Below are 15,704 nucleotides of genomic sequence, written 5' to 3'. Positions count from 1 at the left end.
GGGTCCCTCCATCATCGCTCAACCGCGGGCCGGGCAACCCGGCGGGCGATCCCGGCGTCTTCCTGGACCGAGCGCCCGCACGGGCGAGACCCGGTCGGCCTGAGGGGCGGCGACGGGACACCGTAAAGTGGCACGGTCGCCTCGCCGGGGGCGGTCCGTACAGCAGGAGGGGGAGGGCGATCGGATGGCGCGCACCGAGACACCGGGCACCGAGGTGGGCCAGCCTGCCCGGTCGCGCTGGTGGACCGAGCTGCCGCTGATCCTGCTCGTCTACGGCTGCTACTCGGCCGGCCGCCTCCTCGCGCGCGGTGACGTCTCGGGAGCCGTCGACCACGGCCTGTCGATCCTGCGCATCGAGAAGACGCTGCACCTGAACGCCGAGCACCCGCTGAACCGGCTGTTCACCCGGGAGCCGTGGCTCGGAGTACCCGCCGACTTCTGGTACGCCTCGCTGCACTACCTGGTGACGCCCGCGATCCTCGTCTGGCTGTTCCGGTCCCGTGCCCGGTACTACCGGGCGGCCCGCACCTGGCTGATGACGTCCACGTTCATCGGTCTGATCGGCTTCACGCTGCTGCCGACCTGCCCGCCCCGCCTGCTCTCGGCCGGCCACGGCTTCGTCGACACCATGGCCCAGTACAGCTCGTACGGCTGGTGGGGCGGCGAGGCCAGCGCGCCGCGCGGCCTGGGCGGCATGACCAACCAGTACGCGGCCATGCCCAGCCTGCACTGCGGCTGGGCGCTGTGGTGCGGCGTGATGCTGTGGCGTCACGGCGGCACCCGCCTCACGAAGGTTCTCGGCGTGGCCTACCCGCTGCTGACCGCGATCGTCGTCATGGGCACCGCCAACCACTACTTCCTGGACGCGGTCGCGGGCGTCGCCGTGATGGGTGCCGGCCTGCTGCTGGCACCGCACGTGACACGGGTCGCGGACGCACTCCGGGCCCGGCTGTCCCCGCGCACCGCACCGGTCACGGACGGCACGGGTTCCCCGATTGTCAGTGCCGGATGCCAGACTTCCGCGGGTGAGCGAATTCCACGGCAGCGCGAGTCGCAGCTCGACGCCGGAGGCGAACCGGACACCTCCCCCGCGGACGCGGGAGAAGGCGCTCCGGCACCGGCTCGCTGAGCTGCGCGGTCCCGACGTACCGGCCAAGGCCCTGGACGCGCGCGCCCTCGCGGCGCTCGCCGCCAACCCCGGGTGCCGCAGGCGGGCGATCCTGGACGGCGCCGGGGTGGACAAGGCGCGGCTGGCGGGCGCGCTGGGCGCGCCGTCCGGATTCGGGCAGTCGCAGTTCGCGCTGACCCGGGGCAACGCGTTCGAGGCGAAGGTGAAGGCGGACGGCGGTGCGGAGCTGCTGCGGCTCGCGCACGCCCGCCTGGACCCGGACGCCGACCGGCCCGAGGCGGCCGCCGTACCCGACCTGACCGCGCAGGGCCCCGAGGGGCGTACGGCCCGTACGGCCCTGGCGCTGCGCGAGGCCACGCGCGCGGGCGGCTGGACGCTGCTCGACCACCCGATGCTGGCGCTGGACGTGGCGGGTTCGCTCGCCTTCCTGGAGCCGGACGCCGTGGTGGTGCACCCGGACGGCAGCTGGTCCGTGGTGGAGATCAAGTCCTTCCCGATGGTGGACGGTTCGGCGGACCCGGCGAAGGTGGGCGCGGCCGCCCGGCAGTCGGCGGTGTACGTGCTCGCGCTGGAGGACGTGGCCGCCCGGCTCGATCCTCCCCCGCGCGTCCACCACCGGGTGCTGCTGGTGTGCCCCAAGGACTTCTCCAACCTGCCCGCGGGCCGCGCCGTGGACGTGCGCAGGCAGCGCGCGGTCACCGCACGCCAGCTCGCCCGGCTCACCCGGATCGAGGAGATCGCCGACTCCCTGCCCGAGGGCACGTGCTTCGCGCCCGACCGGCCGGCCGAGGAACTGACCGCCGCCGTGGAGGCGGTACCGGCGACGTACGCGCCCGAGTGCCTGTCAGCCTGCGAACTGGCCTTCCACTGCCGGGAACGCTCCCGCGCGGCCGGCGCGGTCACCCGCCTCGGCAGGCCCCTGCGCGCCGAACTGGGCGGGCTCAGCACGGTCGAGGACGTCCTGGCCGCCGCCCGCGGCGAGAGCGGCGACCCCGACGACCCCGCGGTGGCGGCCCTGCGCCGCGCGGCGGAACTGCGCGCCGAAGCCCTCCGGGCGGCCGGCCCGGCCGCCCCCCGCCCGCATGCGGACGCCCCCGTGGAGGTGCCCGCGTGTCGCTGATCACCACCCTCGCCCGGCTCGAGGCGGTCGGCTCCGGCCGCGCGCAGCCCGACGCGACCGTCCGCCACCGGCATCTGTCCGACCGCCCGCTGGTGTTCGTGCCGCTCACCACCGCCGGTGAGGCGGGCGCACCGCTCGGCGCGCTGGTGGGCACCGACCGGGACGCGCCCCGCCTGCTGGCCGTGCCCCAGCCCCGCGACCGCGACCTGCGCTTCGCGTTCCTCGCCGCACTGGCCGACGTCGTCCTGCCGTACGTCGACTCCTACGCCGGGTCGGTGGAGGCGGCCGAGCGCACCGAGACCGACCCGGAGACCGGCAAGCGGGTCAAGGTCGAGGTCGAGCTGTGCTCGGACGCGCCCCAGCTGATCGTGCCGAGCCGCGCCGGCCTGGACTACGTACGGCTGCTCGGCCGCTCCATGCGGTTCCGCCGCACGGCCGAGCAGGACCCGGAGGCGCCCCATCCGGCGCCGCCGCGGGTGCCGCTGCTCGGCCGGTGGCTGACCCACTTCGGCGAGCGGTCCCGGGTGCCCGGCTCCTCGCTGCTGCTGGCCCTCACCGAGGTGCTGTCCCGGCACTGGGCCACCGGCCAGTCCGGGCTGGAGGACCAGCACCTGGGCGCGCTGCTCGCCTGGATCGCCCCGCCGGACGGCCTGACCGGCGCCGAGGCCGCCGGGCGGGCCGAGCTGGAGCGTGACCGGGACGGGCAGCTGCTGTGCCCGCCGGCCGGTCCGGCCACCGACCCGGCGTTCGACAACAAGCTGCTGGCCCCGGCGATCACGCGCTACGACCGCGCACGCGGCGCCCTCGCCGCCGCCGAGGACCCCCTGGAGGCCGACGACCGGCTCGCCGCGCTCACCGCCGCCGAGCGGGACGTCCGCGACCTGGTCGAGAGCCGTACGCGGCCCACCTGGGACGCGGTGTGGCGGGGCCTGGACCTGCTGCGGGAGCTGCCGGCGGGCGCGCACGTCGAGGAGCGGTGGACCCGGGACCGCTGGTCGTTCACCGGCCACCGGGACCGGGTGGTGGCCGGCGAGCCGCCGCAGCCGCGCCGGGACGACGCCGTGACGGCGGCGAACAAGCTGGCCACGCGCGAGCGGGAGCAGGGCCGCCTGGAGGCACAGGAGGCGCTGGACGATCCGCTGGTGATGGCCGGGCGGCGGCTGGCCGGTGAGGCCTTCGCGGGCGAGGTGACCGACGTCGTCATGACGTACAGCGAGGGCAGGCGGCCGAGCCCGCGCCCGCTGGTGACGGTCCGCACGGACGACCGGCCGCATCTCGCCGAGCGGGCGAAGGTGTACCGCTCGCTGGGCGGCAGGCCGCAGTCGGCGGAGTTCGCCGGCGCCGAGGCCGACGGTGTGCTGGTGCTGCGGATCGTGGACAAGATGGGCCGCGGCAAGGAGCCCGAGCCCGGCTCGGTGCCGGAGAAGGGCGACCTGGTCTGTTTCACCCTCTTCGAGCACGAGCAGCGCGGCGGGGCGAAGCTGCCGGACCCCGAGGAGACGCCGTGGACGCACGGCGGCCCGCCCGGCGAGCCCGCGGCGGAGGCCCCCGACACCGTGACCGAGGAGGACGTGCTGTGACGACCGTCGACTTCGATCCCGGAGCCGCGGCCGCCCGCGCCACCGACGCGATCCTGCACGACACGCTGCACGGCACGGAGCGGGGCGTGGTGGTCGACTCCCCGCCCGGCGCCGGCAAGTCCACCCTGGTGGTCCGCGCGGCCCTCGAACTGGCCGGGGCCGGCCGCTCGTTGATGGTGGTGGCCCAGACGAACGCCCAGGTGGACGATCTGGTCCTGCGGCTCGCCGAGAAGAGTCCGGACCTGCCCGTGGGCCGCCTGCACAGCAGTGACAGCGACCCGTACGACAAGGCGCTGGACGACCTGCCGAACGTCCGCCCGTCGGCGAAGGCGGCCGACCTGAACGGCCTGCCGGTGGTGCTCTCCACGGCCGCGAAGTGGGCGCACGTCAAGGTGGACGAGCCCTGGCGGCACGCCATCGTGGACGAGGCGTACCAGATGCGCTCCGACTCCCTGCTCGCCGTGGCGGGCCTGTTCGAACGGGCGCTGTTCGTGGGCGACCCGGGCCAGCTGGACCCGTTCGCGATCGTCGGCAGCGAGCAGTGGGCGGGCCTGTCGTACGACCCGTCGGCCTCGGCGGTCACCACCCTGCTGGCGCACAACCCGGAGCTTCCCCAGCACCGCCTCCCGGTGTCCTGGCGGCTCCCGGCGTCGGCGGCCCCCCTGGTCTCCGCCGCGTTCTACCCGTACACCCCGTTCCGCAGCGGCACCGGCCACGGCGACCGCCGGCTGGCCTTCGCGGTGCCCTCCGACGGCTCCGGCCCGGACCGGGTGATCGACGAGGCGGCGGAGTGCGGCTGGGGCCTGCTGGAGCTGCCCGCCCGGCACACCCCGCGCACGGACCCGGAGGCGGTGCGCGCGGTGGCGCTGGTCGTACGGCGGCTGCTGGACCGGGGCGGCGCGGCGGTCTCGGAGCGCTCACCGGACCCCGCCCCCCTCACCGCCGACCGGATCGCCGTCGGCACGGCCCACCGCGACCAGGCGGCGGCGGTCCGCGCGGCGCTGGCCGACCTCGGCGTGCGGGACGTGACGGTGGACACCGCGAACCGTCTCCAGGGCCGTGAGTACGACGTCACCGTGGTCCTGCACCCGCTCTCCGGCCGCCCCGACGCGACCGCGTTCCACCTGGAGACCGGCCGCCTGTGCGTCCTGGCGTCCCGGCACCGGCACGCCTGCATCGTGGTCTGCCGGGCCGGCGTGGAAGACCTCCTGGACGACTACCCGTCCACGGAACCCGTCCAGCTGGGCACCCTGGTGAAGTTCCCGGACGGCTGGGAGGCGAACCACGCGGTCCTGGCCCACCTCACAGAACACCGCGTCACCCGGCACCCCTGACGGACACCCCGAGCGCCCCGGCTCACCCGTTCGGCCGAGCGTCGGGGGATCCGGCCGTGGTGACGCGTGGTGAGCGGGAGGGGCAGTAGGTGCCCTTGCGCGGGCGCGGGACAATGGACGGTGGCCCACCTGAAGGCGGCGCCCAGCGAACCGTACGAGGAGGAGACGAGACATGGCGGAGCCCACGCCGCGTCGCAACGAACCGCGGCTACGCCCCGCGCCCCTGCTCTTCGAGCCCGCGGAGGCGGCCGGAGACGCCGAGCACTTCTTCGACCTGGAGTCGATCGACGACCCGCGGGCGCTGCTGTCGCGGGCGACGGAGCTGACCCAGGCGTTCCGCGCGGCGGCCGACCGGGCCGTGGAGTTCCAGGCGATCGCGGCGGCCCAGCTGGCCGACCCGCGCCGGTTCGACCGGCTGACCGCGGCGGACATCGCCGAGCGGGCCGAGTGGACCGAGGACTACGCGAAGAAGATGGTCGAGTTCGGCCGGGACCTGATGCGGGGCGACAGCGAGGGACGGACGTCCCCGGACCCCGTGTAGCCCCCGGTTGGTGCCTGTGGGGCTCCCGCCTGGCATATGCCGGGCGGCAAGATACTCCCCCGCCGCTCCCTGTGTCCCGATTTTCGGCAACCCAGGGAATCCGCGCGGTCACGGCCGGTACACCTGTTTGCCATGAGCAGCACACCGAACGTCACGCGTGCCACCGGCGACGGCATCGCCTGGATGGCCTCGGCGAGCACGTACCCCCGCAGCACCCTGGCCCTGTGGGAGGAGCGCCCGGACGCCCCGGTCGTCCTGCCCTGCGGCACGGCCTTCGACGTGGTGAGCGCACCCGCGGTCTTCGGCCGCCGCATGCTGGACCGGCTGTGGGACGAGGGGCCGGGTTCGGGCCCCGTCGCCGCGTTCCGGGGCCGCGTGCTGCTGTTCACCGCCCCCGGCACCGCCCAGCGGCTGCCCTCCCTGCTGGCCTGGGAGGAGTGGGGCTCCACCCGGGCGGACGCGGTGCCGCCCCTGCTGTGCCACGGCCCCGGGGACGCGGTGACCGTACCGCCCCTGACCACGGGCGACGCCTCCGGGAGCGCCCGCTGGCTGGTCGCCCCCGACACCCGGCATCCGTGGCTGCCCGGCCCCGAGATCGCCCTGTGGGCGGCCGTACGGGCCGCCCGGGCCGCCGTACGGATATCGATTTTTCCTCCCGCCGATCAGGATGCTAAGGTCTACGACGTCAGCAGGCGCCGCTAGCTCAGTTGGTTAGAGCAGCTGACTCTTAATCAGCGGGTCCGGGGTTCGAGTCCCTGGCGGCGCACGTTGGGCGATGGCGAGCCGTGATCGCAGAAATGCGATGACGGCTCGCCATCGTTGTTTTTCAGTCCCGTACCGCCGGTGTGATCTTGACCGTCCAGGCGCCCGACGCCGTCCGGTCCTCCACCTCCACCTTCACGCCCTCCCCGGGCACGGTGAAGCTCTCCCCCAGCGCCACCGGGGCGTCGGCCAGTGGAGGGTAGACCGAGTTCTCCCAGCAGGCCTCGGTGCGCGGATGGGCGTCGACGACCTCGACCGGGCCGCCACCGGACTCGGCACCGCTGTGGACCCGGTAGACGAGGACGCCCTGCCGGCAGGAGGCGTGGTCGTTCCCGGCCGCCCCGCGCGCCTCGAAGGCCAGGGCACTGTCCGGCCCGGTGCGCACGACGGCCAGCTTCACCCCGTTGCCGAGGCCGAAGGCGGGCGCGCCGCCCGCGCCCTGCACCGGGACGCCCGGCCCCGCGGCCAGGGGTTCCAGCGTGAGACGGGTCGGAGCGGCACCGCGGACGCACGCCACCTGCCGGGGGTCGAGCCAGCCGAGCTTCCACTTGTGCCAGGCGAACACATCCGGTGACAGTCCGAACTGGCTGCCCATCAGGTCCCAGTCACCCACATAGGTGTCCCAGTCGCCCTTGCCGTCGACGGGGCGGTGGTAGAGGTCGGGCAGGTCGAAGACATGGCCGGTCTCATGGGCGAGAACCAGTCGGTCCGGCGGATGCTTCTCGAACACGGTGACGACCCGGCGGACGTCCGTGCCGTCCACCTGGATGGGCGTATCGAGGTTCACGACCTTGGTGGCGTCCGAGTCCACCCCGGGCGCGTCCGGATCGGCGACGAAGTACACCACCGGGTACCGCGAGAAGTCGACCTCCTTGTCCGCCGCGGCGAAGGCGTCCCGCAGGTAGGCGGCCCGGTCCTCGGCGCTCCAGTCCCGCCTTATGGCGTACGCCGTCGACGGGCGCGGCATGCGCAGCCAGTGCTTCAGCGGGTGCGGGTGCAGCGTGAACCTGCCGTAGGAGGCCTGCTCGTAGAAGCGGCTGGTGGCCGGGAAGTGGTCGGACGTCAGCTCGGCCGGGGTGGTGCGCGGAGTGGCGTCCGGGAAGGACAGGAAGACCATCACGGCGTCGAGCGCGCCGGTCGGGCGGGTGTAGACCGGGTTCCAGGTGTCCACGCCCTCCGAGTGGTGGGCCGCGCTGCGCTCCAGGGCGCAGGGTGCCGTCGAGAAGGGCTCGGCGACCGACGGGCCGGTGAGGATCGAGGTCGCGGCGAGCGCCGACAGCGTGGTGCACACGGCGGCGGTGCTGCGCAGCATGGGCACGGACATGACCTCCGGATGCGACTCTCGGGACCCGCACCCAGATTGCTGGGATTCGCCACGCCATGCCCTGTTTGTCTGCACCAGAAGGGTGAGTGCGCCCCGCCCGCGCCCCGGCGCGCTCCGGCGCTCGACACCCCCGAAACACTCACGGAACGTCACAACTGGTCGGGGGCCTGAAGAACCCGTCCAGGTGCGGGCAGAAACGATCTGTCAGAACCTGTACTCCGTCCGGGAGACTGGAGAGTGGCTGGAAGGCCTCCGGGCCAGCCTCTATGATCGGCACACTTTCCGGCACGGACAGAGATCGAGTGCACTGCGGGAGCGAGCGGTGAGCGGAACGTCCGAAGGGCCGACGCCCGCGGCAGACCTCGACCGGTCAGCCGTCACAGACAGTGATCAGTCCACCTATCGCCGTGTCTTCGCGGCCGCCCCGCTCGCCATGGCGGTCGTGGACGCCGCGGGCATCGTCACCGGCGCCAACTCCGCCTTCGGCGAGCTGCTGGGCACCGATCCGGAGTCGTTCCCGGGGCAGGTCGCCGCCGATCTGGTGGACCTCGCCTCGGACGCCCGCACCTGGCACGCCTACCGCGAGGTCCTGCGCGGCCGGCAGGCCCGGCTGCGCTGCACCCGCCGGCTGAAGCATCCCGACGGGCGCTCGCTGTGGGTGCAGGTCACCGTCGCCCCGCTGGCCGACGGCGGCCCCGGTGTCCTGCTGTCGGTGACGGACGTCGGTGCCCGCCGCGAACTCCAGGCGCGGTTGCGGCACTTGCAGATGCACGACCCGGTGACCCGGCTGCCCAACCGCACGTTGTTCTTCGAGCGGCTGACGGCCGCGCTGGAGGCGGAGTCGTACGAGCAGAGCGGCACCGGCCGGATCGGCCTGTGCTACCTGGACCTCGACGGGTTCAAGGCCGTCAACGACACTCTCGGCCACCGCGTCGGCGACCGGCTGCTCGCGGCCGTGGCCGAGCGCCTGAACCGGGTCGCCGACGAGACCGGGTACGCCCGCGCCGCCACTCCCCTCGTCGCCCGGCTCGGGGGCGACGAGTTCGCCCTGCTCGTGGAGGACTCCACCGGCACCGAACAGCTCGCGGATCTCGCCGAATCGGCGCTGAAGGCCCTGGAGGCGCCCTTCGACCTGGCCGGGCAGCGGCTGTCGCTGACGGCGTCCATCGGTGTGGTCGAGCGGCACGCGGCGGGCACCACCGCGACGGGTCTGATGCAGGCGGCCGATACGACCCTGTACTGGGCGAAGGCGGACGGCAAGGGCCGCTGGACGCTGTTCGACCCCGAGCGCAACGCGCACCTGATGACCCGGCAGGCCCTCTCCTCCACTCTGCGCCCCGCCATCGAGCGCGGCGAATTCGCCCTGGAGTACCAGCCGTTGGTCGGCATGGAGGACGGGCGGCTCAGCGGGGTCGAGGCGTTGATCCGCTGGCATCATCCACAGTTCGGCACGCTGACGCCGAATCGGTTCATCGGACTGGCCGAGGAGGACGGTTCGATCGTGCAGCTCGGCCGCTGGGCGCTGAAAACCGCCTGCCGGCAGGCCCGCCGCTGGCAGCTGGACCACCCGGACGAACCGCCGATCTTCGTCAGCGTGAACGTGGCCGTGCGCCAGGTGTGGGACTCCGACCTGGTGGCGGACGTGGCGCAGGTCCTCGCCGAGACCGGACTCGCCCCGCACCTGCTGCAGTTGGAGCTCACCGAGTCCGCGGTGATGGGCTCCGCGGGCCGTCCGCTCCAGGCCCTCCAGGCCCTCAGCGACATGGGCGTGCGCATCGCCATCGACGACTTCGGCACCGGCTACTCCAACCTCGCCTATCTGAGCAGGCTGCCGGTGTCGGTCCTGAAGCTGGACGGCTCCTTCGTGCGGGGCTTCCAGTACGAGGGCGAGAAGAAGACGATCGCACCCAACCCGGCCGACGAGGTGATCGTGGAGGCGATGATCCAGCTGGCGCACCGCCTGGGGCTGACCGTCACCGCCGAGTGCGTGGAGACCTCCGCCCAGGCCACCCGGCTGCGCCGGATCGGCTGCGACACCGGACAGGGCTGGCTGTACTCCCGTCCGGTGCCGCCGGATCGTATCTCCGAGCTGCTCGGGGAGCAGACCTACGCGGTCGGCAATCCGTAGGCGTCCGCGATCAGTTCGTAGGAGCGCAGGCGGAGTGCGCCGCGGTGGGCGTGCGAGGTGAGCATCAGCTCGTCGGCGCCGGTGCGCTTGTGCAGCGCGTCCAGTCCCGAGCGGACCTCGTCGGCGGTGCCGTGCACGATGTTGGCCGTCCAGGAGCCGATGAACTCCTCCTCCATCGGGCTGAACTCGTGCCGCTCGGCCTCCTCCGGGTCGGGGAACAGGCCGGGGCGGCCGGTGCGCAGCCGGAGCATGTTCAGGGCCATCGCCCGGGTCTGGCGGCGGGACTCACGCTCGTCGTCCGTGGCGAGGGTGGAGACGCCGATGAGGGCGTACGGCTCGGCCAGCACCTCGGAGGGGCGGAACGTCTCCCGGTACAGGTCGAGCGCCGGGACGGTGTTCTGCGCGGAGAAGTGGTGGGCGAAGGCGAAGGGCAGGCCGAGCAGGCCGGCCAGGCGGGCGCTGAAGCCCGAGGAGCCGAGCAGCCAGATGGGCGGCCGGTGCGGGGACTGGACGCCGCCGGGCGCGGTGGCCTGCACCGGGCCGGGGATCGCGTGGATCCGCCGGTAGGGGTGGCCGTCGGGGAAGTCGTCGTCCAGGAAGCGGGTGAGTTCGGCGAGCTGCTGCGGGAAGTCGTCGGCGCCCTCGTCGAGGGTGTCGGTGCGGCGCAGCGCGGCGGCCGTGGCGCCGTCGGTGCCGGGGGCCCGGCCGAGACCGAGGTCGACCCGCCCCGGCGCGATCGCCTCCAGCGTGCCGAACTGCTCCGCGATCACCAGCGGGGCGTGGTTGGGCAGCATGACGCCGCCCGAGCCGAGCCGGATGCGCTCGGTGTGGGCGGCGAGGTGGGCGAGGATCACGGCGGGCGAGGAGGAGGCGACGCCGGGCATGGAGTGGTGCTCGGCGACCCAGTACCGGTGGAAGCCGCGGGATTCGGTCAGCCGGGCCAGCTCGACGCTGGTGCGCAGGGCGTCGGTGGCGGTGCTGCCCGCGCCGACGGTCACCAGGTCCAGTACGGAGAGGGGGACGGGGGCGGTCCCGTGCGTCGTGCCCCGGATCTCGTCTGCCGACACGGTGTGGGCCTCCTGTTTCTGAGCGTGCTTCCTTCGGAGAGCTAACAGGAGGGTGTCCCCGCTTATTCCGTCCGCCCGTGCTTCCCGGCCGCGCGCCCTGGTCGCCGGGGCGCCCTTGCCGTCGTGGGGCGCCCCGGTGTCCGGCCGGCGAGGCAGGGTGCCTCGCCGGCCGGGGCGTACCGCGATGGCGGTCCGGCGGTGTCAGGCCTGTACCAGGGGTTCCCGGGTGAAGAGGGTGCCGAGGGTGGGGGCGTTCACGCGGCGGTCGGCCAGGCGCAGCCCCTCCCAGACGCTGACCTGGTTCGCCGTGAGGACCGGCTTGGACAGGGCCTTCTCCAGCAGCGACAGGTGGGCGGCGGTGTGCAGCGCGGTGTCCGGGAGCAGGACCGCCTCCGCGTCGGCCACGTCCGCCGCGCGGGCCAGCGTCAGCACGTCCTCCTCCCCCCACGTGCCGACCTCCGCCGCCGTGACGATCCCGGACGACCGCATGCCGGTCACCTCCAGGCCACCGGCCCCCAGGAAGTCCGCGAACAGGGCCGCCACGTCCTCCGGGTAGGTCGCGCCCACGGCGACCCGCCGCACCCCGAGCTCCCGGGCCGCGTGCACGAACGCGAACGACGTCGAGGAGGCCGGCATCCCGGCCAGCCGGGCCAGCGTCCGCACCTGGTCCTGGGCGCCGTCCCAGCCGTGCACGAAGCCGCCGCTGGTGCACGCCCACACCACCGTCTCGACGCCGGCGAGCCGCAACCCCTCCATGCCCGCCGCGAGCCGCTCGGCGGAGCCCATCTCGCGCAGGGCGTCCACCCGGTGCGCGTCCTCGCCGATGTCCGTGTGGACCAGGTCCACCCGGATGTCGCTCCCCAGGAGCTGCTCCATGCGTGGATAGTCGTCCTCGGCGGAGTGGCCCGGATAGAGGAAACCGAGTGCGGTCATGTCCAGCCTTCCTGCGTCTCTTCGGGCAGTACGGGCCGCTCCCGCGCGGCCGCGTCCAGCAGCGCCTGGTAGGGCCCCACGGCTCGGGTACCCAGTCGGCGCAGGGCAGCCCACATCGTGACCTGGTTGGCCGAGAGGACCGGCATGCGCAGTTCGGCCTCCAGTTGCGGGATGACGTCGTAGGTCGGCAGGTTGGTGCAGGAGATGAACAGCGCGTCGGCCGCGCCGGGGCGGATCGCCTGCCGTGCCATTCCGGCGACGTCCCGGTACGGCACCTGCCAGATGTGCCGGGTCAGCCCCATGTAGGCGCACCCGGTGATCCGTACGCCGGCCTCCGCGACGTACTCCCGGAGCGCCCGGGTCAGGGTCACCGTGTACGGCGTGACCAGGGCTACCCGCCGCACGCCCAGCTCCGCCAGGGCCTCCAGCAGCGCCCCGGAGGTGGTCACGGCGGGCAGCGCGCCCGCCCGGGTCATCGCCTCGCACATCGCCCGCTCCCCGGCGATCCCGCCGACGAAACTGCCGGAGGTGCAGGCGTAGGCCACGACCTCGGGGGCGACGGCGGTCAGCGCGCGGACGGCCTCACCGAGGGTCTCGTGCTCGCTGACCAGCCGCGCCAGGTCCAGGCTCACCTCGACGGGCACGAACGGGGTCCGGGTCAGATGCAGCGACACCTCGTCGGGCACCCAGCGCCACAGCTCGCGGTCGAGGGCGAAGTCGAAGGGGGCCACCACGCCGACGCCGCGCTGGGGGCGGGGGCCGCCGAGAAAGGAGACGTCCATGGCACCGGCCTCACGCTGGGAGACGAGGGAGCAACGGATCGCGATAACGCCCGTGTTGACGACGGTAGGTTCGGGTGCGAGCGTGGTCAATCCACGCATGTCAGACGCCGGGAGCCGCCCCGCATGACACCGACCCCGCCGACCCTTCTCGTTCTCGACGCCGACCCGCCGCCCCGGCTCGGCCGCCTCACCGGCCGCGCCCGGATCGTGCACACCGACGCCGGGCACCTGGCCGAGCGGCTGCCCGAAGCGGACGCCCTGCTGGTGTGGGACTTCACCTCGCACGCCGTGCGCGAGGCCTGGCCCGGGGACGGGCCCCGGCCGCGCTGGGTGCACACCGCGAGCGCCGGCGTGGACCATCTGATGTGTCCGGAACTGGCCGCGTCCGACACGGTGGTCACCAACGCGCGCGGGATCTTCGACCAGCCGATCGCCGAGTACGTGGCGGCCCTGGTGCTGGCGGTCGCGAAGGACCTCCCGCGCACCCTGGGGTACCAGCGTGAGCGGACCTGGCGGCACCGGGAGAGCCGGCGGGTGGCGGGCACGCGCGCGTGCGTGGTCGGCTCGGGCCCGATCGGCCGGGCGATCGCCCGCACGCTCAAGGCCCTGGGCGTGACGACGGCACTGGTCGGCCGGCTGCCGCGCACCGGCATCCACGGCCCGGACGACCTGGACCGGCTGGTCTCCCGCGCGGACTGGGTGATCGCCGCGGCACCGCTGACCGAGCGGACGTACCGCATGTTCGACGCCCGCCGGTTCGGCATGATGCAGCCCTCGGCGTTCTTCGTGAACGTCGGCCGCGGGCAGCTGGTGGACGAGGACGCCCTCGCGGAGGCGCTGACCCGGCGCTGGATCGCGGGCGCCGCGCTGGACGTCTTCGCCACCGAACCCCTGCCCGCGGACAGCCCGTTGTGGGAGCTGCCGGAGCTGATCGTCTCCCCGCACATGAGCGGGGACACGGTGGGCTGGCGGGACGAACTGGGCGTGCAGTTCGTGGAGTTGTACGAGCGCTGGGCGGCGGGCAGATCACTGGTGAACGTGGTCGACAAGAAGCGTGGTTACGTGCCCGGTCACTGAGACCCGATGGAGGGTGCATGCAGCTCACCGACCTCACCGCGGCCCGGCTCCTGGACGGTTACCGCAAGGGCGAGTTCAGCCCCGTGGAGGCGACCGTCGAGGCCCTGGAGCGGGCGCGCCGGATCCAGCCGGAGGTGAACGCGTTCGTACGCTTCACCGAGGAGGACGCACTCGCCCGGGCCCGGGAGTCGGAGGAGCGCTGGCGGCGCGGTGAGCCGGCCGGGCTGCTCGACGGGGTGCCGGTGACGGTGAAGGACATCCTGCTGCTGCGCGGCCATCCGACCCTGCGCGGCTCCCGGACCATCTCCGAGCAGGGGGCGTGGGACGAGGACGCGCCCCCGGTGGCCAGGCTGCGCGAGCACGGCGCGGTGTTCCTGGGCAAGACGACGACCCCGGAGTACGGCTGGAAGGGCGTCACCGACTCCCCGCTGACCGGGATCACCCGCAATCCGCACGACCCGGCACGCACCGCGGGCGGCTCCAGCGGTGGCAGCGCGGCGGCCGTGGCCCTCGGCGCGGGCCCGCTGTCGCTGGGCACGGACGGCGGCGGCAGCATCCGTATCCCGGCCGCGTTCTGCGGGATCTTCGGCCTGAAGCCGACGTACGGCCGGGTGCCGCTGTATCCGGCGAGCGCCTTCGGCACGCTGTCGCACACGGGGCCGATGACCCGGGACGCCGCCGACGCGGCCCTGCTGCTCGACGTGATCGGCGCCCCGGACCCGCGCGACTGGTCGGCGCTGCCGCCCGCGCCGGGCTCCTTCTCGGAGGCGCTGAAGGGGGGCGTGCGAGGGCTGCGGGTGGCGTACTCGCCCACCCTGGGCGGGCAGGTGGCGGTGCGGCCGGGGGTCGCCGCGGCGGTGCGGCGGGCGGTCGCCCGGCTCGCGGACCTCGGTGCGTACGTGGAGGAGACCGACCCCGACCTCAGCGATCCGGTGGAGGCCTTCCACACGCTGTGGTTCAGCGGTGCCGCCCGGCTCACCCAGCGGTTCCCGCCCCGGCTGCGGCAGCTGCTCGACCCGGGACTGGGGGAGATCTGCGCGCAGGGGTCCCGGTACTCCGCGCTGGAATATCTGGCGGCGGTCGACGTCCGGATGGGCCTGGGGCGGCGCATGGGACGCTTCCACGAGACGTACGACCTGCTGGTCACGCCGACGCTGCCGGTGACGGCGTTCGAGGCCGGTGCGGAGGTGCCGCGGGGTTCGGGGCTGCGGCGCTGGACGGGGTGGACGCCGTTCACCTACCCCTTCAACCTGACCCAGCAGCCCGCCGCCACGGTTCCGGTCGGCACGGACGGGGACGGGCTGCCGGTGGGCATGCAGCTCGTGGCCGCCCGGCACCGGGACGATCTGGTGCTGCGGGCGGCGCACGCGCTGTACGAGGCGGGGCAGGCGCTGCCGGGGCTCGTCAGGCCCGCCGGAAGCTGAGCGTCTCCCCCGCCGCTCCCGTCCGCCACAGGTCGTTGCAGGCCTCGGCCATCGCGTCGAGGCCGTCGGTCACCTGACCCCAGACGATCCCCGGCACCCAGCCGACGTCCCCGTTCAGCAGCAGGTTGTTGCGCTCGTAGAACAGGGCGAGGTCGACGACGGTGGTGCCGGGGCGGACCTCACGGTCGTAGCCGTAGGCCTTCGTGCCGAGTTCGGCGCCGGTGAAGGAGAAGTAACAGAGGTCGCCGGGAATCGGGGTGACCGTCGGGTTCTCCAGTGGGGGTTCCGTGGAGGCGAAGGGTGGGAACAGGGCGTAGATCTCGTTGCGCGCGTACTTGGCGTGGTAGACGTCGCCGGTGAGCGGCAGTGCCTCCCACACTGCCGCGCAGGTCAGAGGCGCGCGGTCGTCCAACAGTCGTGCGGTGCAGTGAACGTCCCGCTTGTCGAGCGAGACGGTGACGAATCGATCGGCCATGAAATCCAGGGTGCATAGCCGGGAGGCC

At 73.8% G+C, this 15,704-nt stretch carries 14 protein-coding genes and 1 tRNA gene; 10 read left to right on the top strand and 5 right to left on the bottom strand.

From position 1 onward, the window contains the following. Positions 1-184: 184 nt before the first annotated feature. From BLW57_RS24440 to BLW57_RS24410, 7 genes are all read left to right on the top strand, one after another. Positions 185-1,129: a phosphatase PAP2 family protein gene (locus BLW57_RS24440; RefSeq protein ID WP_093477435.1), complete on the top strand. Its 945-nt coding sequence runs from the start codon at positions 185-187 to the stop codon at positions 1,127-1,129. Continuing rightward, positions 1,026-2,249 carry a hypothetical protein gene (locus BLW57_RS24435; protein ID WP_371127810.1) on the top strand — a complete coding sequence of 408 codons (1,224 nt, stop codon included), beginning with the start codon at positions 1,026-1,028 and terminating at the stop codon, positions 2,247-2,249. Before BLW57_RS24440 ends, BLW57_RS24435 begins: the two co-directional genes overlap by 104 nt. Next, complete coding sequence (locus BLW57_RS24430) at positions 2,240-3,829, top strand: hypothetical protein (protein WP_093477432.1); 1,590 nt, start codon at positions 2,240-2,242, stop codon at positions 3,827-3,829. The genes BLW57_RS24435 and BLW57_RS24430 overlap by 10 nt, the downstream gene beginning before the upstream one ends. After that, positions 3,826-5,163, top strand: coding sequence for an AAA domain-containing protein (locus BLW57_RS24425; protein WP_093477431.1), 1,338 nt, complete (start codon positions 3,826-3,828; stop codon positions 5,161-5,163). Before BLW57_RS24430 ends, BLW57_RS24425 begins: the two co-directional genes overlap by 4 nt. Positions 5,164-5,335: 172 nt before the next feature. After that, a complete protein-coding gene (locus tag BLW57_RS24420) occupies positions 5,336-5,704 on the top strand; it encodes a hypothetical protein (protein WP_093477430.1) in 369 nt (122 codons plus the stop codon). Positions 5,705-5,836: 132 nt separating this feature from the next. After that, the gene (locus BLW57_RS24415) at positions 5,837-6,406 is read left to right on the top strand and encodes a bifunctional DNA primase/polymerase (RefSeq protein WP_093477429.1); all 570 of its coding nucleotides are present in this window, start codon (positions 5,837-5,839) and stop codon (positions 6,404-6,406) included. Beyond that, positions 6,397-6,470: transfer RNA gene (locus tag BLW57_RS24410), tRNA-Lys, on the top strand. Before BLW57_RS24415 ends, BLW57_RS24410 begins: the two co-directional genes overlap by 10 nt. 60 nt (positions 6,471-6,530) lie before the next feature. Here BLW57_RS24410 and BLW57_RS24405 read toward each other — a convergent pair. Beyond that, the gene (locus tag BLW57_RS24405; RefSeq protein WP_093477428.1) at positions 6,531-7,790 is read right to left on the bottom strand and encodes a M6 family metalloprotease domain-containing protein; all 1,260 of its coding nucleotides are present in this window, start codon (positions 7,788-7,790) and stop codon (positions 6,531-6,533) included. A gap of 322 nt (positions 7,791-8,112) precedes the next feature. Between BLW57_RS24405 and BLW57_RS24400 the strand changes: the two genes are divergently transcribed. Further along, on the top strand, positions 8,113-9,918 hold the full coding sequence (locus tag BLW57_RS24400; protein WP_093477427.1) for a putative bifunctional diguanylate cyclase/phosphodiesterase: 1,806 nt from the start codon (positions 8,113-8,115) through the stop codon (positions 9,916-9,918). Here the strand turns inward: BLW57_RS24400 and BLW57_RS24395 are convergent. From BLW57_RS24395 to BLW57_RS24385, 3 genes are all read right to left on the bottom strand, one after another. After that, entirely contained in the window at positions 9,897-10,985 is a 1,089-nt protein-coding gene (locus BLW57_RS24395) for an LLM class flavin-dependent oxidoreductase (RefSeq protein ID WP_093477426.1), read from the bottom strand. The genes BLW57_RS24400 and BLW57_RS24395 overlap by 22 nt on opposite strands. Positions 10,986-11,186: 201 nt before the next feature. Beyond that, positions 11,187-11,918, bottom strand: coding sequence for a maleate cis-trans isomerase family protein (locus BLW57_RS24390; RefSeq protein ID WP_093477425.1), 732 nt, complete (start codon positions 11,916-11,918; stop codon positions 11,187-11,189). Continuing rightward, complete coding sequence (locus BLW57_RS24385) at positions 11,915-12,700, bottom strand: maleate cis-trans isomerase family protein (protein ID WP_093477424.1); 786 nt, start codon at positions 12,698-12,700, stop codon at positions 11,915-11,917. Before BLW57_RS24385 ends, BLW57_RS24390 begins: the two co-directional genes overlap by 4 nt. A 123-nt stretch (positions 12,701-12,823) precedes the next feature. Between BLW57_RS24385 and BLW57_RS24380 the strand changes: the two genes are divergently transcribed. After that, entirely contained in the window at positions 12,824-13,777 is a 954-nt protein-coding gene (locus BLW57_RS24380) for a D-2-hydroxyacid dehydrogenase (RefSeq protein WP_093477423.1), read from the top strand. 17 nt (positions 13,778-13,794) lie between these two features. Continuing rightward, complete coding sequence (locus tag BLW57_RS24375) at positions 13,795-15,201, top strand: amidase (RefSeq protein ID WP_093477421.1); 1,407 nt, start codon at positions 13,795-13,797, stop codon at positions 15,199-15,201. Here the strand turns inward: BLW57_RS24375 and BLW57_RS24370 are convergent. Further along, positions 15,182-15,676, bottom strand: a complete 495-nt coding sequence (locus tag BLW57_RS24370; protein ID WP_093477420.1) for a DUF3830 family protein — start codon at positions 15,674-15,676, stop codon at positions 15,182-15,184. The genes BLW57_RS24375 and BLW57_RS24370 overlap by 20 nt on opposite strands. Positions 15,677-15,704: the final 28 nt, after the last annotated feature.

The organism is Streptomyces sp. 1222.5 (assembly GCF_900105245.1).
Classification (GTDB): domain Bacteria; phylum Actinomycetota; class Actinomycetes; order Streptomycetales; family Streptomycetaceae; genus Streptomyces; species Streptomyces albidocamelliae.
This window is presented reverse-complemented; position numbering and strand designations above follow the sequence as displayed.

Bases quoted from the DNA above. Each gene is read 5' to 3' on its own strand.
- BLW57_RS24440 (WP_093477435.1), top strand. From the start codon at position 185: ATGGCGCGCACCGAGACACCGGGCACCGAGGTGGGCCAGCCTGCCCGG.
- BLW57_RS24420 (WP_093477430.1), top strand. From the start codon at position 5,336: ATGGCGGAGCCCACGCCGCGTCGCAACGAACCGCGGCTACGCCCCGCG.
- BLW57_RS24415 (WP_093477429.1), top strand. From the start codon at position 5,837: ATGAGCAGCACACCGAACGTCACGCGTGCCACCGGCGACGGCATCGCC.
- BLW57_RS24405 (WP_093477428.1), bottom strand. From the start codon at position 7,790: ATGTCCGTGCCCATGCTGCGCAGCACCGCCGCCGTGTGCACCACGCTG.
- BLW57_RS24390 (WP_093477425.1), bottom strand. From the start codon at position 11,918: ATGACCGCACTCGGTTTCCTCTATCCGGGCCACTCCGCCGAGGACGAC.
- BLW57_RS24385 (WP_093477424.1), bottom strand. From the start codon at position 12,700: ATGGACGTCTCCTTTCTCGGCGGCCCCCGCCCCCAGCGCGGCGTCGGC.
- BLW57_RS24380 (WP_093477423.1), top strand. From the start codon at position 12,824: ATGACACCGACCCCGCCGACCCTTCTCGTTCTCGACGCCGACCCGCCG.
- BLW57_RS24375 (WP_093477421.1), top strand. From the start codon at position 13,795: ATGCAGCTCACCGACCTCACCGCGGCCCGGCTCCTGGACGGTTACCGC.
- BLW57_RS24370 (WP_093477420.1), bottom strand. From the start codon at position 15,676: ATGGCCGATCGATTCGTCACCGTCTCGCTCGACAAGCGGGACGTTCAC.